At 59.7% G+C, this 17,194-nt stretch carries 26 protein-coding genes; 5 read left to right on the top strand and 21 right to left on the bottom strand.

Features of this window, described 5'->3' with window-relative positions:
* Nucleotides 1-139 precede the first annotated feature (139 nt).
* The 3 genes from pheS to ABVS15_RS05630 all read left to right on the top strand — a co-directional run bounded on the left by pheS (nucleotide 140) and on the right by ABVS15_RS05630 (nucleotide 4,233).
* Nucleotides 140-1,165 carry a phenylalanine--tRNA ligase subunit alpha gene (pheS, locus tag ABVS15_RS05640; protein WP_369282764.1) on the top strand — a complete coding sequence of 342 codons (1,026 nt, stop codon included), beginning with the start codon at nucleotides 140-142 and terminating at the stop codon, nucleotides 1,163-1,165.
* Between the two features lie 18 nt (nucleotides 1,166-1,183).
* A complete protein-coding gene (pheT, locus tag ABVS15_RS05635; RefSeq protein WP_369282763.1) occupies nucleotides 1,184-3,886 on the top strand; it encodes a phenylalanine--tRNA ligase subunit beta in 2,703 nt (900 codons plus the stop codon).
* A 101-nt stretch (nucleotides 3,887-3,987) separates the two neighbouring features.
* Nucleotides 3,988-4,233 carry an IreB family regulatory phosphoprotein gene (locus tag ABVS15_RS05630; protein ID WP_312159221.1) on the top strand — a complete coding sequence of 82 codons (246 nt, stop codon included), beginning with the start codon at nucleotides 3,988-3,990 and terminating at the stop codon, nucleotides 4,231-4,233.
* 72 nt (nucleotides 4,234-4,305) lie between these two features.
* On the opposite strand, the gene ABVS15_RS05625 is transcribed toward ABVS15_RS05630, so the two are convergent.
* Nucleotides 4,306-4,464 carry a hypothetical protein gene (locus tag ABVS15_RS05625; protein WP_312615288.1) on the bottom strand — a complete coding sequence of 53 codons (159 nt, stop codon included), beginning with the start codon at nucleotides 4,462-4,464 and terminating at the stop codon, nucleotides 4,306-4,308.
* 171 nt (nucleotides 4,465-4,635) lie between these two features.
* Between ABVS15_RS05625 and ABVS15_RS05620 the strand changes: the two genes are divergently transcribed.
* Together ABVS15_RS05620 and ABVS15_RS05615 are read left to right on the top strand one after the other, a co-directional pair.
* On the top strand, nucleotides 4,636-5,277 hold the full coding sequence (locus ABVS15_RS05620) for a superoxide dismutase (protein ID WP_369282762.1): 642 nt from the start codon (nucleotides 4,636-4,638) through the stop codon (nucleotides 5,275-5,277).
* A gap of 109 nt (nucleotides 5,278-5,386) precedes the next feature.
* Nucleotides 5,387-5,677: a helix-turn-helix domain-containing protein gene (locus ABVS15_RS05615; protein ID WP_369282761.1), complete on the top strand. Its 291-nt coding sequence runs from the start codon at nucleotides 5,387-5,389 to the stop codon at nucleotides 5,675-5,677.
* Between the two features lie 57 nt (nucleotides 5,678-5,734).
* Here the strand turns inward: ABVS15_RS05615 and ABVS15_RS05610 are convergent, their stop codons facing one another.
* The 20 genes from ABVS15_RS05610 to ABVS15_RS05515 form a co-directional block, all read right to left on the bottom strand.
* The gene (locus ABVS15_RS05610; RefSeq protein ID WP_369282760.1) at nucleotides 5,735-6,430 is read right to left on the bottom strand and encodes a CHAP domain-containing protein; all 696 of its coding nucleotides are present in this window, start codon (nucleotides 6,428-6,430) and stop codon (nucleotides 5,735-5,737) included.
* Nucleotides 6,427-6,678: a hypothetical protein gene (locus tag ABVS15_RS05605; protein WP_369282759.1), complete on the bottom strand. Its 252-nt coding sequence runs from the start codon at nucleotides 6,676-6,678 to the stop codon at nucleotides 6,427-6,429. The genes ABVS15_RS05610 and ABVS15_RS05605 overlap by 4 nt, the downstream gene beginning before the upstream one ends.
* Before the next feature lie 12 nt (nucleotides 6,679-6,690).
* Nucleotides 6,691-6,957: a hypothetical protein gene (locus ABVS15_RS05600; RefSeq protein WP_369282758.1), complete on the bottom strand. Its 267-nt coding sequence runs from the start codon at nucleotides 6,955-6,957 to the stop codon at nucleotides 6,691-6,693.
* The gene (locus ABVS15_RS05595; protein ID WP_369282757.1) at nucleotides 6,954-7,250 is read right to left on the bottom strand and encodes a hypothetical protein; all 297 of its coding nucleotides are present in this window, start codon (nucleotides 7,248-7,250) and stop codon (nucleotides 6,954-6,956) included. Before ABVS15_RS05595 ends, ABVS15_RS05600 begins: the two co-directional genes overlap by 4 nt.
* 1 nt (nucleotide 7,251) lies before the next feature.
* Nucleotides 7,252-7,818, bottom strand: coding sequence for a hypothetical protein (locus tag ABVS15_RS05590; protein WP_369282756.1), 567 nt, complete (start codon nucleotides 7,816-7,818; stop codon nucleotides 7,252-7,254).
* A gap of 1 nt (nucleotide 7,819) precedes the next feature.
* Nucleotides 7,820-8,878: a baseplate J/gp47 family protein gene (locus ABVS15_RS05585; protein WP_369282755.1), complete on the bottom strand. Its 1,059-nt coding sequence runs from the start codon at nucleotides 8,876-8,878 to the stop codon at nucleotides 7,820-7,822.
* Between the two features lie 12 nt (nucleotides 8,879-8,890).
* Entirely contained in the window at nucleotides 8,891-9,229 is a 339-nt protein-coding gene (locus ABVS15_RS05580) for a hypothetical protein (RefSeq protein ID WP_369282754.1), read from the bottom strand.
* Nucleotides 9,226-9,648 carry a hypothetical protein gene (locus ABVS15_RS05575; RefSeq protein ID WP_369282753.1) on the bottom strand — a complete coding sequence of 141 codons (423 nt, stop codon included), beginning with the start codon at nucleotides 9,646-9,648 and terminating at the stop codon, nucleotides 9,226-9,228. The genes ABVS15_RS05580 and ABVS15_RS05575 overlap by 4 nt, the downstream gene beginning before the upstream one ends.
* A 24-nt stretch (nucleotides 9,649-9,672) precedes the next feature.
* The gene (locus tag ABVS15_RS05570) at nucleotides 9,673-10,614 is read right to left on the bottom strand and encodes a hypothetical protein (protein ID WP_369282752.1); all 942 of its coding nucleotides are present in this window, start codon (nucleotides 10,612-10,614) and stop codon (nucleotides 9,673-9,675) included.
* Nucleotides 10,611-11,186, bottom strand: coding sequence for a LysM peptidoglycan-binding domain-containing protein (locus tag ABVS15_RS05565; protein WP_369282751.1), 576 nt, complete (start codon nucleotides 11,184-11,186; stop codon nucleotides 10,611-10,613). Before ABVS15_RS05565 ends, ABVS15_RS05570 begins: the two co-directional genes overlap by 4 nt.
* Nucleotides 11,187-11,206: 20 nt before the next feature.
* Nucleotides 11,207-11,794, bottom strand: coding sequence for a hypothetical protein (locus tag ABVS15_RS05560; RefSeq protein WP_369282750.1), 588 nt, complete (start codon nucleotides 11,792-11,794; stop codon nucleotides 11,207-11,209).
* Entirely contained in the window at nucleotides 11,791-12,105 is a 315-nt protein-coding gene (locus ABVS15_RS05555; RefSeq protein WP_369282749.1) for a hypothetical protein, read from the bottom strand. Before ABVS15_RS05555 ends, ABVS15_RS05560 begins: the two co-directional genes overlap by 4 nt.
* A complete protein-coding gene (locus tag ABVS15_RS05550; protein WP_294855579.1) occupies nucleotides 12,102-12,491 on the bottom strand; it encodes a hypothetical protein in 390 nt (129 codons plus the stop codon). Before ABVS15_RS05550 ends, ABVS15_RS05555 begins: the two co-directional genes overlap by 4 nt.
* A gap of 34 nt (nucleotides 12,492-12,525) precedes the next feature.
* The gene (locus ABVS15_RS05545; protein WP_369282748.1) at nucleotides 12,526-13,590 is read right to left on the bottom strand and encodes a phage tail sheath C-terminal domain-containing protein; all 1,065 of its coding nucleotides are present in this window, start codon (nucleotides 13,588-13,590) and stop codon (nucleotides 12,526-12,528) included.
* Nucleotides 13,587-14,075, bottom strand: a complete 489-nt coding sequence (locus ABVS15_RS05540; RefSeq protein ID WP_369282747.1) for a hypothetical protein — start codon at nucleotides 14,073-14,075, stop codon at nucleotides 13,587-13,589. The genes ABVS15_RS05545 and ABVS15_RS05540 overlap by 4 nt, the downstream gene beginning before the upstream one ends.
* Entirely contained in the window at nucleotides 14,072-14,380 is a 309-nt protein-coding gene (locus ABVS15_RS05535) for a hypothetical protein (protein ID WP_369282746.1), read from the bottom strand. Before ABVS15_RS05535 ends, ABVS15_RS05540 begins: the two co-directional genes overlap by 4 nt.
* Nucleotides 14,377-14,724: a hypothetical protein gene (locus tag ABVS15_RS05530; RefSeq protein ID WP_369282745.1), complete on the bottom strand. Its 348-nt coding sequence runs from the start codon at nucleotides 14,722-14,724 to the stop codon at nucleotides 14,377-14,379. Before ABVS15_RS05530 ends, ABVS15_RS05535 begins: the two co-directional genes overlap by 4 nt.
* A 41-nt stretch (nucleotides 14,725-14,765) precedes the next feature.
* Nucleotides 14,766-15,797 carry a phage major capsid protein gene (locus ABVS15_RS05525; RefSeq protein WP_369282744.1) on the bottom strand — a complete coding sequence of 344 codons (1,032 nt, stop codon included), beginning with the start codon at nucleotides 15,795-15,797 and terminating at the stop codon, nucleotides 14,766-14,768.
* A 15-nt stretch (nucleotides 15,798-15,812) separates the two neighbouring features.
* Complete coding sequence (locus ABVS15_RS05520; RefSeq protein WP_369282743.1) at nucleotides 15,813-16,157, bottom strand: hypothetical protein; 345 nt, start codon at nucleotides 16,155-16,157, stop codon at nucleotides 15,813-15,815.
* 107 nt (nucleotides 16,158-16,264) lie between these two features.
* Nucleotides 16,265-17,188, bottom strand: a complete 924-nt coding sequence (locus ABVS15_RS05515; protein WP_369282742.1) for a hypothetical protein — start codon at nucleotides 17,186-17,188, stop codon at nucleotides 16,265-16,267.
* Nucleotides 17,189-17,194 lie beyond the last annotated feature (6 nt).

Here is a 17,194-nt window from a genome sequence, read left to right as displayed (position 1 = left end):
GCGGCACTCCGCGCGAATTTGGGTGGTACCGCGGGAGCTGAGCCTTTCGTCCCAATCTGGGGACGAGGGGCGTTTTTTTATGCCGTCCGCCCTCTGAAATACGTGATTTCTGTAATATAAAGGTAAAGGAGCATCAAGTATGAAGGAACAACTGGAGGCCATCCGCAAAGCCGCGCTGGAAGCCGTTGCCGGTCCGCAGGCAACCGCGGACTTAGAAGCGCTGCGGGTGAAGTATCTGGGCAAAAAGGGCGAGCTGACGGCTCTTCTGAAGCAGATGGGCGGCCTGTCCGCCGAGCTGCGCCCGGTGATGGGCCAGCTTGCCAACGAGGTCCGCGCCGAGCTGGAGGCTGCCATCGAGAATCAGGCAGGTCTTTTGGAGCGCAAGGCCATGGAGGCCCGCCTTGAAAACGAGGCCCTGGACGTGACGATTCCCGGCAAAAAGGTGCGCATGGGCCACAAGCACCCCATGTACAGCGTGCTGGACGAAATTAAAGATATCTTCATCGCGCTGGGCTTTGAAATTCTGGATGGGCCGGAGGTGGAGCTGGCGGACTATAACTTTACCAAGCTGAATACCCCCGCCGACCATCCCGCCCGGGAGTGGTCCGACACGTTCTATCTGACGGAGGATTCCAATGTCCTGCTGCGCACACAGACCTCCAACATGCAGATTCGCGCCATGGAATCCCGGGAGCTGCCCATTCGAGTGCTGTCCCCCGGGCGAGTATACCGCAAGGACGAGGTGGACGCCACCCACTCCCCCATGTTCCATCAGATCGAGGGCATTGTGGTGGACAAGGGCGTCACGATGGGCGATTTAAAGGGCACGCTGAACGCCGTCATCCGCAGGATTTACGGCGAGAACACCGTCACCCGCTTCCGTCCCCACCATTTCCCCTTCACGGAGCCAAGCTGCGAAATGGACATTCAGTGCCACAAGTGCGGCGGCGTGGGCTGCCCCACCTGCAAGGGCGAGGGCTGGATCGAGGTGCTGGGCGCCGGGATGGTCCATCCCAAGGTTCTGCAAAACTGCGGCATCGACCCGGAGGTTTATTCGGGCTTTGCCTTCGGCATGGGACTGGAACGGCTGGCCCTCGGCCAGTATAAAATCAGCGACATGCGCCTGATTTTTGAAAACGATGTGCGGTTCCTGGAACAATTCTGATAAGGGGAGAGGGATACGATGTTACTGTCCAGAAAATGGCTGAATGAATTTGTGGAGGTGGACGCCTCCGATCGGGAATTCGCCGAGGCGATGACCCTCTCCGGCTCCAAGCAGGAGGTCACGACCGACCTTGGCGCTGAAATAAAAAACGTGGTAGTGGGCAAAATTACGGAGATGAAGCGCCACCCAGACTCCGACCATATGTGGGTTTTACAGGTGGACACGGGCAATGAAGCCGTCCAGATTGTCACCGGCGCGTGGAACATCCATGCGGGCGATCTTGTCCCCGTGGCAAAGGACGGGGCGCTGCTTCCCGGCGGCGTGAAAATTGAGAGCGGCAAGCTTCGGGGCATCGAGTCTCAGGGAATGCTGTGCTCTTTGAAGGAGCTGAACCTCACCGCCGAGCATGATTATCCTTACGCTGCGATTAAACCCGCGGCGATTTTGGGGGACTATACTCCCCTGAAAGGACAGGAGCCTTCCATTCCGGCGGATATCCAGCCGGGGCATAAGCTGTTCGGGTCCGTCTGCGCGGCGAAGGTTTTGGAGTACGCAACACAGCCGGACGGCCTGTATCACACCGTTTTGGACCTTGGCGGCAGTACCGCCATGCTGGACAACGACTGCCAAAACCTCCACGAGGGGGACATGGTGGCCTATGACGCCAAGGCGGAAAAAATCTGCACACCCGACGACCTCCATGCCCAGCAGGCGGAATTCCCCCACTGCATCACAGACGGCATCTGGATTCTCCGGGAGGCGAACGTGCAGCCCGGCGACGACGTGGCAAAGCTGATTGGCTGCGACGACCATGTGGTGGAGTTTGAAATCACCCCCAACCGGCCCGATTGCCTGAGCATCATCGGCCTCGCCCGGGAGGCCGCCGCCACCTTCCGGAAGCCCTTAAAGCTCCACACCCCCGAAATCAAGGGCTGCGGCGGCAGCATCGCGGAACTGGCGGACATTGATATTGAAGACGGGGACCTGTGCCCCCGGTACACCGCCCGGATGGTGAAAAACGTAAAAATCAAGCCGTCCCCCGCATGGATGCGGGAGCGTCTGCGCAACTCCGGCGTACGGCCCATCAACAACATCGTGGACATCACCAACTATGTCATGCTGGAATATGGCCAGCCCATGCACGCCTTTGACTTCTCCTGCGTGGAGGGCGGCAGAATTATTGTTCGTACCGCCCGCGAGGGGGAGACGATTCAGACGCTGGACGGAAACGTCCGCAAGCTGACACCCAGCATGCTGTGCATCTGCGACGAGCAAAAGCCCGTGTGCGTGGCAGGCGTGATGGGCGGCGCCAACAGCGAAATTGTGGGCGACACCGCACAGGTCCTGTTTGAATCGGCAAATTTCAACGGCGCGTCCGTCCGCCGCACCGCCGTGGCGCTGAATATGCGGTCTGAGGCCTCGGCCCGCTATGAAAAGGGTCTGGACGCCATGAACACCATGAAGGCGGTGCAGCGTGCCTGCGAGCTGGTGGAGCTGCTGGGCGCTGGCGAAGTGGTGGACGGCGTGATGGACGTGATTGCCAGAGATTCCGCCCCCACCGTTTTAAAACTGGAGCCGGAGCGGATTAACGCGCTGCTAGGCACCAACGTGGCCGAAAGCGAAATGCGAACCATTCTGGAGACACTGAACTTTGAACTGGACGGCGACAAAGTCACCGTTCCCTCTTGGCGCAGCGACGTGGAGGGCATGGCGGACCTTGCTGAGGAAGTTGCTCGCTTCCACGGGTACAACAACATCCCCGTCACCCTGTCCGGCGGCGCATCCGCCCACGGCGGCGGCTACACCCCCGTCCAGCTGGCTGAGCGGAGTGTTGGCGCCCTGTGCCGGTCCTTGGGGTATGATGAGATTATCACCTACTCCTTCATCAGCCCTTCCTATTACGACAAGATTAAGCTCCCGGCGAATTCTCCCCTGCGCAGCTCTTTGAAAATTCTGAATCCTCTGGGGGAGGACACCTCCATCATGCGCACCACCACGCTGCCCTCCATGCTGGAAATTCTGGCCCGGAACTACAACTTCCGCAACAAGGCCGCGTACCTCTACGAGCTGGGCCGCACCTACTTCCCCAAGAAAACCGGTCCGGATGCAACCGGCGTGGCGGAGGAGCCGAAGATTTTGTCCCTTGGGGCATTTGGCCCGGAGGTCGACTTCTTCTCCGTGAAGGGGGCGGTGGAAACCGTGCTGGAGGGCCTGCGCATTGACGGCGCGGTGTTCGAGGCGGAAACCGGCAATCCCTCCTACCATCCCGGCCGCTGCGCCAAGGTCCTGCTGAACGGGGAAATCCTTGGCGTTTTGGGCCAGATTCACCCGGATGTTGCAGTGAATTACGGCGTGGACTGTGAGTTGTACGCCGCCGAGCTGCGGTTTGACGCGCTTTACGCCGCCATGGGGGCCCAACCCGTGTATAAGTCCCTGCCCCGCTTCCCCGCCGTGGCGCGGGACATCGCCGTGGTGTGCGGCAAAGCCGTCACCGTGGGCGCGTTGGAGGAATGCATCCGCAGAGGCTCCAAGGGCCTTTTGAAGGAGATTTCCCTGTTCGACGTGTACACCGGCACGGGAATCGCCCCGGGCAAAAAGAGCGTCGCCTTCAATCTGGCTTTCCGGGCGGAGGACCGCAGCCTCACCGCTGCCGAGGCGGATGCAGAGGTATCCGGAATTCTGGCGCTTCTGAAGAGCGAGCTGGACGCGGCGCTGCGCTGAGGCGGGGCCGCAAAATCTCCGTCAAAGTTTTTCTTTACTCTTTACAGTCCGGCAAAAGTCGAGTATAATAGAACACGTATAAGGGGAAAGGTGGTGTCTTCATGGACGATTTCACCAGAAAATTTAATCTTGCGATGGAAAAGGACGAGGAGATCCGCCAGGTCCTTTCAACCGTCTATCAGGCGTTGGAGGAAAAGGGCTATAACCCGATCAATCAGATCGTGGGCTATATTCTCTCCGAGGACCCCACCTATATCACCAACCATAACAATGCCCGGACGCTGATCCGCAAAATCGACAGAGACGAACTGCTTCAGGTTCTGGTCCGGAAATACTTGGGGCAGTAAGCGCTCGGCACCAAAAAATTAAAAGCGTTCCCGGAAAGTTTAACTTTCCGGGAACGCTTTTTTCATTCATGGTCATTTCATACCCTGATCCCGCTCACACAGCTCCTGCGCCCGCCTGAGAACCCGCATCATAATTGCCCGGGCCGCCGCCGCATTTCCTTCATCCAGCAGCTCCACAGCGTCCGCCAGTGGGCCGCACAGAATGCAGAAATCCAATTCGTCGTCCGTCATAAAAATCATCTTCTCCCACTTGATATGTTTCCTAGCAGAATACCTTATTTTCCCTGTCGAAGTCCCGAAATTTTCGCCGAGGCGCCATTTTTCCAGCCGCCGGGCCGCACATAATTTCGACTTCTCCGGCGTATACTGCTCTGATGAACACATGTGGAAAGGATGACGTCTATGGAAGAAAAGCACTATCCCTTTGTCCTGCCGCCGCTGCCCTATCCTTACGACGCGCTGGAACCGGAGCTTGACGCCAAGCTTCTGTGCTTTCACCACGACAAGCATTTTGCAGCCTACGTGGACAATCTGAACAAGCTGCTGGAGCCCTACCCCGCCTATCAGGACTGGTCGCTGATACAGCTTTGCGAGCATTGGATGGATTTACCCCCACAGATCCGTCAGGGTGTGCGCAACAATGCCGGCGGCGTATTTAACCACGACATCTATTTCCGCACGCTCCACGCCCTGCCTCCCTCGTCTCCCCAGCCGCCGCTGGGGGACGCCATTCGCCTCGTTTTCGGCAGCACCGACGGCCTCAGGATTGCGCTCAAAAGCGCGGCACTCTCCGTCTTCGGCTCCGGCTGGACCTGCCTGTGCACCGACGCAAACGGGATTCTGTCTCTTCAGAATGTCGCCAATCAGGACACCGTCCTGCCCCTTGTGCCGCTACTGTGCTGCGACGTGTGGGAGCACGCGTATTACCTGCAATATCAAAACCGCCGCGGGGACTATCTGGACGCATGGTGGCGAATCATCGACTGGCCCAAGCTTTCCGATCAGTACGCACAGGTTGTGCAAAATAGACCGTCAATGGCGTAAAATAACAAAATTTTCTCATATATCCAATATTACAATACTTTTATATTTCTATTTTGTCAAGTTGAATTTTACAATGATATTGTAATTTTGGATTCAGGAGGAACTCCCGATGTTGTGCGACGAAATACACCGGCTGCGGCTGGCAAGCGGAATCACACAAGCGCGTCTGGCCGAGCGGCTGGGCGTTTCCAAGCAGAGCGTCTCCAACTGGGAAAACAATAACATTCAACCCTCCGTGGAACTGCTTGAGCGGCTGGCGGATTTTTTTGCCGTCTCTACCGATGCGCTTCTGGGCCGCCAGCCCGATGCGGTTATCGATGCCTCGGGCCTCACGGATGCGCAGATTGCCCATATCCGTCAGTTGATTCAGGACCTCCGCGATGCAAAAAAGCGCGTTTAAACGCGTTATAAAAGTGCCCGCCGCCCAAAAGGGCGGCGGGCACTTTTTCTTGGAAGCTTACGGCTTAAGCGTCTCCATAAACCTGTTCAGAAACACCAGCATTTGCTCCCGGGTACACCAGCTTTTATACTGATAGGTCCCGTCGCCGGCGCCCCGTACGATCCCGTTTTTTTCAGCCCATCCGCGGGCCTCCTCCGAGAACTCGCCGGGAGGCAGTTCCCCCCGTTTTTGCAGCCATACGTTCATCATCGCGTCAAAATCGTTTTGGGTCATTTTTTCCTCCTCATACTCGGGGCGAAGCGCCCCCACCGCATACCGCGCAGCCCGCGTCCTCCGCTGCACCTCGCCGCCATTGGCGTCGCTGAGTGTTCCGGTATTTCCCTCAATGGTCACAAGGCTTCCGTCGGCGTTCACCTGTTCCACCACGCCCATGTGTTCGATAACGGTTCCACTGAATTGGAAAAATACCAGATCTCCGGGCCGATAGTTTTTTTCCGCAAACAGTCCGTTTTTTCGGGCCCAATTTGCCAGAGCGCCGCTGGATGCGGTTTTCCTCCCGCCATAAAACAGCTCGCGCATCCCCGCTTCCCGGAAACACCACCACAGAAATACACAGCACCACGGATAGCTGTCTCCAGACGCTTCCCTGCCATAATAAGCGGTGTTGTATTTCACCCGGTTGCTTCCGGCTGGGGATTCCTTCGTTCCCAGCTCCTGCCGCGCGACGGCCAGCAGTTTTTCTGCCCCAGTCATGCTTTGTCCGCGCTCTTTAGCGCATCCGCGGCGTCCCTGGCTGCGTCTACCGCACGCTTGACGCTTTCAGCGTCCACCCTGCCCTCGGTAACGATATACGTCGTTACCGAGGCAATTGCCACCACTGCTCCCGCCACAGTGGAAATCACATTTTCATCCAGCCCAAATACCATGGCAAGACCCGTCACGATTCCCGCCACAGCCGCCCACAGCTTTCGTGAGCTGAGTTTTCTCAGCAACTCTCTCATAAAATTCTCCTCTCAGAAATCCTCGTCCATCCCCATCGCCGCGTCATAGATGATGCCGCCCCGGGTATTCTCCGCCTTGCTTTTTCCAAAATACGCCGCCAGAACCACCGCCGTGGACGCTTGCAGCGCTCCAATCAGCGTGGTGAGATACGGCAGCGTCCCGGTAAACTGGCTGCGGATTGCCAGATAGCAAAAATACAGCACCACGCAAGTGCAAATCGCGTCTATGCCCAAAATTCCCAGCGCAATGATTTTTGATGCCGTCAATTTTCCCTTCATATAGTGCCTCCCCTCGTCAGCAGGAAGGTGACAAATACCCCTGCCAAAATCAGAAGGACTTTGTCCACCAGTCCATCCCACCGTTTTCCCGGCCTTCGCTCCAGCGCATCCATTTTCTCTCCCAGCCGCGCCACGCTTTCGGCCACTGTCTCCTGCTTTGTCGCCAGCACCTCCACCGCCGTGACCAGACGCCGCAGCGTTTCCTGACTTTGCTCCAGCGCACCGATCCGTCGAATGTTGGAGGATACACGCTCCTCCAGTGCCGTGATTCGTCCGCTCCACTCCTGTTCCATATTACACCGCCAGCTCAAAGCTGTGCCACGTGTGTGCCGCTGTCGCCACCGCACTCCATGTCCAGCCATAGTCCTCACACTCCGACCAGAGCATATAGCGGAAGTAAAACTCCGTCTCCAGATGGCAGGGGATGATGTCCAGCACAATTTTCTGAATTTGCGGAAATTCCTCCGGAACTCCCCCCACCTCCGGAAAAATCACCCGGATGTGGCCGCCCCCCATCTCCTGGGCCAGTGCCTTGATTCCGCAGCCACTGATGGTGCGGTTGATTGCGTCCAGTGAAAAGCTGTCCGCGTCAATCTGCATCAGCGCCGCGATGGCGCTGCGCCGGAGGGCAACGGTGTTTGCCGCGGGCCGCCTTGCAAACAGCTCTTCCCGGCAAAGCAATCCCTCTCCTTCCGCCGTGCCCGTCAGTGCCTCCCGTTCGATATATTCAAGGCGGTCCGAAATTTCATCCAGTCCCACGCCCTGAGCAAATAATTCACTTTCGCTTAGCGTCCCGTCCCGAAGGTCGTAAATGCCCAAAGGGGCCAACAGGTTTTTTAAATGCGTTTCATAGCCCGCCATGTCACGCCCCCATTTCCGTCACGCGCAGCTCCCCAAGAATGTACATGGTCGTTGCGCTTCCCTGCCGGTCCGAGGACGGGGACAGAATATGATAATTTTTTACGCCGTCCACGGCGTAGATCAGCCGGCCAAGCTCCGCCAGCAGAATGGGCTTTCCCAGCAGCTTTCCTGTAAGCCATCCGGCAATTGCCTGCTCCACCGCGCTCTTCACCGCCGCAAAGTTCCCATTTTCCCCCGCGTCCAGCTCCACCGTCACATTCAGGTGACTCTCCTCCGGTGCCAGCACCCGCACATCCACGGCAATCTCTCTCTTGGCCTGCAAATCGGCCTCCACCGCCTGTATCAGCGCCGCATCCGGCGCCCCCGACGACTTGGCAATGTACACATCCACCGTGCCGATGCCCCTCGCCCGGCCCACCGCCACTGCCGCCGCCACGCCCTGATGCCGCAGCGCCTGTTCCTCGTAAAAGGCGGCGTTCGCCCCGTTTGGCAGCCGATCAAAGCTGTCCAGCACCCGTGCGCGGAGAGCCTCGTCGCTTTCTTCGTCAGTCCCTCCGGAAAATGCCGCCGGATTTGTGCACCCGGTAATTCCCATGGGACATGCCGCCAGCACCGTTATGCTCCACGCTGCGGCATTGCCGCCGCTTCCAGATTCCAGCGCTTCTGCGGGCACGTCCGCCATCAGCGTCTCCGCCGCCAGCACTGCCGCCCGTGTTGTCTGAAAGCGTACGCCGTTCTCCGTCATGCACACACTTCCCATGGGGATGCTCAAATCCTGTACCGGCGCTTCCGTCACAGAAAACCGCAGCATCCCTGCCGCCCGGGTTGCCGCCTGACGGACAAGGCCCCGCATGGCCGCGTGGTCGTCCAGATAAGCGCCCTGGGCCGTCTGGGGAAAGCTTTGGTTCAGCACCCAGTCCGCCTGACATTCCAGCGCCTGTACCTGCGCCGCCACCGCATACAGCCGCACCGCCAGATCACAGGCGTCCTCCGCACCGTAACCGGACCGCTCCCGGAACGCCGAGAGCAGCTCCTGATAAATTTCCTCTGTTGTTCTCATGCTTTTTTCCTGTCACCGCACCGTAAGCTGCAGATTCAGCTCCTCCCCCTCGTAGTTCATTCTCACTGTCAGATTGTCGCCGTCCAGCTCCACCTGCTCCACCTGCAGGTTTTGTTCCTCCGCCAGCGCCTGTGCCACCGCCGCTTCCGCCGCACTTTGCCGGTGGGACGGAGCTTCGCCGCCCAACGCGTGCAGCGTGCTGCCCAAATCCTCTAAAAACGGAAATCCGCCCCGCCTTGCCGTCAGCCTGAACAGCACTCTTTGCAGCAGTGCGTCCCGGCCCTTCACCCGGACCGTCCCGCCCACGCCGTCGGCCACATAATCCCCGCCTCTGATTTTCAGTTCGGTCATTCCGATTCTCCCCCGCATGCGCAGGGCTTGTAAAGCTCGCCGTTCACATGCAGCGCTCCGTTTATCTTCACTTGTCCGGTCAAAACGATGCTGCCCTGCAACTCTACCGTCCCGTCGTTTTTAAGATATACGCTTCCGCCGTTGGCGTGGATGTATACCTCGCCGGGCCGAAGCCCGGCGGGCGCGTCCGTCTGCTTCGCTCCCGCCACGCAGGACTCCTCCCCGCCGGTTCCGCCCTTAATAACCAGCACCGTCTCTCCCGCAGCGGGCCGCCATGCGTATCCCCCCGGCCCGTAGACCGGAAGCGCTCGCACCTCGCCTCTGGTGACTACGCCCGCACTCTCTCCCGAAATACTCGTCACACCCAGATCAGCCCCGGGCGCGGATATTCCCGGCCTTGTCTGCTTTGATAACCACATTGTTTTCCGCTCCTCTCCACCCGTTCACTTTCCGCGCAGCGTCAGCGTAACGGACTCTCCGCCGCCATCAGCCCGGGTTCTGGCCTCCACCACGCGATAGGTCCCCGCCAGTCCCATCCGGGTCAGCTTTAAAGCAGCCACATCACCGGGAAACGCCAGAAAGCTCCCCGCCAGCGTCACCTCCACAGAAGTCTCATCCTCTCTGGACCGGGCAATCTGATACTCCCCGGTATACCGCATTTTGGCCCAGGTGCTCTGACCCGGCGTGTACAAAACCCGACGGCACTGCCCTCCCCGGGCAATCCAGTCCTCGTTGCGCACGCTGTACGTCTGGTTTCTCGCCTTGTCGATTACCAGTATTTCGGACAGTACGCCGTAGTGATCTTCTCGTTTTACAAGTGACAAAACGTTTGATGAATCCGTAATGTCAAACGTCTTTCCCGTTTTTTCTCTGTCCGCCCATAGCCGCCCAAATCGGTCAAAGCTTGGCGTAAAGTCGCCATAGGTCCTGCAAAAATCCTCCAGAGCCTTCCACTGGCTGCTCCCCGCCGCCACGGTATACATTTCCCCGCCGCTGCTGAGGCCTGCCGTTCGGTCGCAGGGAATCCCGTAGGGCGTCACATGATTTCTGATGATTTCCTCCAGCGTCGCCCCCTGATAGACGGCGGCCCGGGCCTCGTTGTCCAGCAGCCGGGCGGCATAGCCCCGGCCCCCTACCAGCGCGCTGAGGCCCTCCTCCGTCTGGCGAATCTCATATTCATCCACAATTCCCCGCAGCAGCACGGTTTCTCCGTCCATCAGCGTAAACCCTGCCGCCTGCCGCAGTATCGGCTCCATTTGCGCCGTGTAAAGGCACGTCACCGAAAAGCTGTCGCAGGGCACAGTACCCGTATAGCAAACATCCCACGTCAGCAGTGCAGGCAGGTCAAACATTCTGTGGTCGCATGTCGTAATTCTACCCGTCATTTCACCCGCACCTGATTTCCCACGTAGATGAGGTTTGGGTTTTTAATTTGGGGATTTGCCGCAATCAGGCTCTGAAGTGTCACGCCATATCGCTTTGCAATCCCCCACAGCGTATCTCCCTTTTTCACCGTGTACCATACAGCGGAGTCCGCGCGCTTCTCCGTGCCCGCCGCGCCGGTACTCTCCGCCGCGGTCGCCGCCGCCGTGAGAGACGCGCTCTGGCGGCAATCCTCCCAAAACTCAAATGCGTATCCCACAAAATCCGGCTGCGGCTCCTCCGTTAACTGCAAAGACACGAAATACGCCTCCGCCGCCTGCCAGACGGGATGCATCAGCAGTCCCGGCCCGTCCTGCTCGAACACCGCCGCCAGCTTTTGAAATTCCTGATAGGCGTTCGCTCCTATGAACGCGCCCTGCCCCCGCATCACCCGGTGTCCCGGCCCCAACTCCTGCATGCAGTATCGCCCGAAGGGCACCTTGTGCACCGCAATTTTCCTCTGCCAAGTGACGGAATATGTCTCCGGATTGTGGGGCCATACATAGTCCTTATACCGCATCGGCGTCAGTTCCACGCCATCTCACCTCTCCTGTCTCAATACAGCGGATACCCGCCGTCATACCGTCTCGCATCCCGCTGAAATGTCCGGGACAACTCCCCGGCGGACACTCCGCCGTCCACCACCAGTACGGTCCCGGTGGTCCCGGCGTTAGTCCCCCCGCTCTTGAAGTGCAACTCCCCCGGGATGCTCATTTCCACTTCGCCAAGCCCCGCTCCCGTGCCTGCGCTGTTTCTCCCCTGAACCGCAGTTCTTTCCGCATTCAGCCGCACCGTTTCTGCTCGTCGGCTTCTCACAAGGGGGCTCTCCGCGCTCATGCGCTCCACTGTGTGAAGCTCCTCGTCTGTCTGCTCCCGCGTCCCCGCCGCCTGAAAAACCTGCCCTTCACCGCGCCGCGCCAGTAACCGATTCCATGCCGCCATTTCTCTCGGGAAGCCTTGTCTCTCTTCTGGTTCCTCAGTACGTGAGAGACCGCGGAGAGCGCCGTCTCCCCCGCTCTCCCACTCTGCCTTCCCATTGTTCCCGGCCTGCCTCTCCTCGTTTTTCTCCCGCCACTGCCCACCGCCCAGCAAAGCGGCAAACATTGCCGCCTGCCGCCTCAGCGCATCTTCGATGTAGTTCATCCCCGTTCTCCCCGCATCGCCCGGAACCGCTCCGGGTCAAACCCGGCGTTTACTCCGGCGGGCAAAGCGGTTTCCTCCCCTGCCAGCCGCCGCACAAGCGTCTCCATCTCTCCCGCCGTCAGCTCCTCCAGAACCGCCTCCGCGCTCTCAAACAGCCGCTCTTCTCCAAGAAAGCAGCTTTCCGCCAGCACGCGGGCGTTGCACAAAAGCCCCCGCGCCGTCTCGTTTTCCTCCTGTGCGGCAACATCCCGCCAAATGCGCAGCAGCCGTCCCGCCGAAAGCGGCGCCAGTCTGTCCGGTGCCGTTTTCATGCCGTTGTCTCAATGCGCCGGGAAGCCACCACGGTGATTTTTTCCGCCACCATGGCGTCCAGCTCTCCCTGCTCCGAGATTGTGCTCCACTGGCAGCCGGAGTAGATAATCTTCCGGTCCGGCTTACAAATTACCAGCGAAAAATCGCTGAGCTCGTAAAAATTGATTCCGTCGGAAATTGCGTCATCGGTGGCGTACAGACGGGTCAGCTCTAACGTATACTTGCTCTGTCCCCCGATGGTCCCCACCGGCTCCCGCTCACCAAAGGCCTCCACGTTTTTACTGGTCTTGCTGGCCTTGGCGGTGTAGCTCTGCACCACCGCCACCTTTTTCCCATTCAGCTCCAGATAGATGTCCGCGCTGGTGGGAAATCCCATAACCTCCATAGATTTCTCTCCTTTTCAGAAAATTGTTTTTCACTCACACCGTAATGTGGGCCGTCAGATAAATCTGGTTCAGCCCATGGGCCACGGCAAAGCTGAATTCTACAAGGCACGCGGTGGGCTCGTCCGCAGATACGCTCACCCGTACCTCGCCATAGCTGTCAATGATCTCCGCCGCCAGCTTTTTTTCCAGCTCTACAATCACCTGCGACCGGATAGCCCCCCGATTCTGCGCCGTGTTTTTGGTGCGGGAAAATTTGCTGCGCAGCGAGGAACGCACCGCCGGAATCACGTCGTCCACAATCCGGATGGTGCCAAGCTCCCGCCATGTGGCGTCTGCCGTCCCATCCGTGGTGGTTCTGGTGGTCACGCACCGCACCGGGGAAATCACCCCCGCCACGCTTTCCAGCGGCGTCACACCGCCCCGCACCAAAACGTCGATGTCGTTGTCCCCGTATTCCGCACTCAGTCCGCTCAGTCCGTACAGCGCCGCACCGTTCAGGGGAGCCGCCGGGTCGTTTCCCCCTGCCATAGCGCCCGCCATCGCCGCTGCGCACAATACCCCCGAAGGCACACCTTCACCGACCATGCCGCCCGGCCCAGTCAGCACCATTCGCTCACTGTTCAGCTCCGCCGCGTGGGCCGCCAGCTCCCCTGCCGTGGCTCCGCCGGCTCCCACCACTGCGATTCGCTCCCTGCGTCCCGCGGACGATGTTTCCACCGCCGTGCGCAGCGCCTGATGTACCACAGCGTCCGTGCTGTCGCATACCATGATGCGCACGTCCTCCACGCCGCCCAGCGCGTCAAACCCCGCCGTATAGTCCGAAACCGTTCCGCCGTCCGCCACCCGGACTGCCGCCACCTTGGACACGCCATTGAGGAACAGCAGCCGCAAAATTGCGCTCATTCCCGCCGCACCTTCGTCCTCGCCAAACGCGCCCACGCCCTCGGTATACCCTGTCAGCGTCACCACCGCGCCCACGTCGCCTTTCGCCGCTCGCGCCGCCACACCCACGGTCTTGGCCCCGCTCCCCGCGGATACCACGGAGGACGCGTCATAGGAGGAATACACCCCCGGCCGCTCATGCTTTGTCATATTCATTTTTTAATCGTCCCTTTCAGAATAAAGTCCAGAAAGGTCCCCGTATCGCCGGGGTCCTCCGCCAGGAACACAGCCCTGCAAGCCGCGCTCCCCTTCCGTAAAAACATCCCTGTGGCTTTGTCCCACGCAATGCCGTTCCAGCTCATTTTCTCCAGTCTCAGCCCTGCGGGCAGCTTTTCTATCAGCGCACCGGCGGCAACTTCCATAGCCGTCTCGCACGCACTCGCCCCCTCTGCCCGCACGCCGAGGGAAATCGTCACGTCCATCTGCATTCCATACAGCTCCCGGACGATCCCCGTCTCATCGCGCTTCTCCCCAAGATATCCGCTCAGACCCACGGACCTTCCCTCCGCCGCCGCCACATCCACGGAAGCCACCGGCCCTTCATATTCCTTTGCCGCGCCCTCATAGGCGGCCATCGCCACAATCCCCGCACCCTTCAGCGCGTCGATCACCGCATCCCGCACCTGATTCAGTCCGTTCATTCCGCCGCCTTTCTCCGCTCCGTCAAAACGGCCCACCAGCAGACGGTTTTGTCCCCCAGACGTATCTCCTCGCAGTTGCGCACCGTATAGGTCTTCCCCTGAAATTCCACCCGGTCACCAAAACCTGCTTCCGTCCTGCCCAAATAGGTCCATCTCCGGTCGTCCACCGTTCCCAGAGATGTAACCTCAAACGGCGTGTCTTTTTCCGATTTTCTTGTGGGCTGAAAAAACGCCCGTGCCGCCGTGCCGTTCACCGTCACCGCCTGTCCGTATTTTCGGAAGATACGGTCCAACCGCGCCGTCATCCCCGCACCCCCCGAAAGCGAAACTCCGCCGCCGTCACATAGGGCTCCATCAGCCGCTCCGCCTCCCGGCGCAGGGCCTCGGCACCCTTGCCCCCCTCCGGCTCCGTCACAGACACATCTCCCGCCGTAAACCGCAGTTCACTCCGACCCACCGTCAGGCCTGCCGCCGCAACCAGCGCCGCCGCGCAGAGGAATGCCTCCCGGCATTCTTCCGGCCCCACGCCGTCGCGCAGTCTCCCTGTCCACTCCTTCTCCGCCGCCTTGCATAGCAGCGCCAGCGCCGTTTCCTCATCCTCTCCGGCACCGGAGAGAGTCCTCGCCAGCGTTAAAATTTCCTCCTGCATTCTCGCGCCTCCCTTCTCCGCTGCTTTCTCAATGGAGTTTATCAGATCTCCAGCACCCGGCTTGCTTCGGTAAACAGCTTTGCAAACCCGGAGATAGAGGTAATGGCCGCCCGCTCCATCTGCCGGTCAATCAGCTTGTCATACTCCACCAACACGTCTCCGGCGCAAATCTGCTCCAGGGCATACCCCTTGTCAAGACCGATCAGCTTGCCTGTGGGCATGGCGCTGGTTCTCAGCAGCGTCGCGCCCAGCGGGGTGGTCAGCGTGCCGGTTCCCTGAAAATTCAGTCCCGTCAGCGGATTCTGGAACTCGCTCAGCTTCAAAAGCTTCAGCATCACGTCGCCGCCCACCAGAATGGTGTTCATGGTGTAGGGGTCAAACTGGCTCCAGAATTCCAGCAGCGCGTCATAGCTCAGCGTCCCCTTGGTGCCAGAAATGGGCGCCGTTCCGATGCTGTAAGTCTTCGCCGGATTTTTGTTCCCGTCACCGTCGCAAAGCACATGGATGGCGTCCTGCAAATGCATTCTGCCGATGTAAGCGCCAATCTGCCGCAGGGTCACCGAGAACAGGTCCAGCCGCTGAAACCGGATGGCCTCGTAGGAAGCCACCAGCATTCTGCCCCGCTTGTGCAGCCGCACCAGATTTTCCTGGGTCCGAATGGTGGTGGCGGGAATCGCGCCGCCCTCCTCCACGCGCTTGAGTTCTTTCTCTTTCTCCGTGGGTACGGAGGCAATGGAGCGATAGTCCATCCCCTCGAAATTCGTCACCGTCGCGGTGATGGAGGGCAGAATGCTCTCCTCCTCCATCCCCTGGCGCACCACACGGGAGACAAACTCCGGAAACAGCACGGCGGAGTCGCTGGTCTTGAAAAACTTTTCCACCATGTCGCTGCCCGCGCCCTTCACCTTGATGTCAAAGCGCTTGAGCTGGCGCTGAAACGCGTCCAGCCCCTCCGCCGGGGTCCCCCTGTAATTTTCACTGGGGTCCAGCTCCTCCAGCGTTTTGGAAAAGCTGCTGCCCGCCCTGTTGTACATACCCTTTTCCAGCTTGATGTTTTCGTAATGATAAGCCATACTCTTTCCTCCTTCTTAAAGTGCGAAGGTGACAGTGCCTGCCGCCGCGTCCACCTCTGCCACCAGATACTGCCGACCCGCCGCGTCCGTCTTCACGCCGCCGTCCCCGTCTCCGCGCAGGCCGCACCAGCCCAAACCCGGCGCATTCCTCGTGTAACCGGCGGTGACAAACCCACCAAGCTGCACAGCGCAGGCGTCACCGCCCTTGCTCATAGAAATCACCTGTCCGCAGAAGTCCTCTCCCTCGCCGCAGGGGCCGACGGCTCCGTTTCCGCTAACCTTCACCAGCTCGCCTTCCTGCACCTCGGCGCAGGAAAACGTAGCCGCCCACTGTCCGATTCCCTCAAAAGAAATGTTCATCGTGCTCCTCCTCAAAATTTATCTTCTCTGAAAACACCGGAAAGCCCTCTGCCACCTGCGTCACCGCCATTGCTTTCCGGCCCTTTCCCAATGCAACGGGGACCGCGTCACACCCGAAACAGCTCCCCGTCCCCCTGCTCCGCGCCGCCATCCGCCCGGCGGAGCTGCACGGAAAATACCTTCTCCGCCCGGGCCTCATAGACCTTTTTCAGTTCCAGCAGCTCCGCCTCTTCCAGCTTGTCCGCAATGGACTGAAACACCGCCCCGTCCAAAGCCTCGTCACTCACCAGCGCCAGCCGCACCACCTCCCGGCGCAGCCCGGAAAGATAATTTCGTCCCAGCTCCGCTTGCTTGCGCAGAGTATCCCATGCCTCCTGGAATTCCTTCCGCTGCCCCACATACTGCTCCAGCTCCGTGCCCGGCTGACCGCCGAAGCGCTTCATCACGCCCGCCTCTCTCTGTGCAGGCACCGCCACAAAGGACCACTCATAAGCATCCTTCGGCTCCCGCAGCTCCACGTAACACAGCTTCCCGCCATAGCTCTGACCCTTCTGGTGTTGGCAGCTTCCGCCCTCCTCGCCGCACACGGAGCACACGCTCCGCCCCACCGCGCACCCGACGGATACTTCTTTTTTGATGCCACCCTCAATCTCGGCAATCAAATCCGCGTTTTTCTCCGTCTTCATCAGATAGGCCCACGCCTTGAGATAGCAGTAGCCGTCTCCCGCCGCCGTGCTGCGTCCCGCCTCGCGCACCAGCTCCGTCCTGTAAATCCGTGCCGTCTGCCCCATTGCGGACCACTGGTGGTCAAACACGCCGCTTTTCCCTACGAACAAATCGCCCAATGCGTTCAGCGCCGCCTCGTCAAACCGCTCAAAATCCCGGTCCACCTCGTTGTCGCACAGCCGCACCGCAAAGGTGTATACCTGCTCTGCCGTCAGTGTCCCCTTAGAAAAGCGGTTGATCAGACCCATGTCATCCTCTCCAACTGTCCACCGCTCCGCCGTTCCCGCGTCCTTTCGCACGTCCATTTTCTC

The sequence above is a fragment of the Oscillibacter sp. GMB15532 genome, assembly GCF_041020825.1.
In the GTDB taxonomy this organism is placed as follows: domain Bacteria; phylum Bacillota; class Clostridia; order Oscillospirales; family Oscillospiraceae; genus Oscillibacter.
The sequence above is the reverse complement of the archived record's forward strand: the minus strand, read 5'-3'. Positions and strand labels throughout refer to the sequence as shown.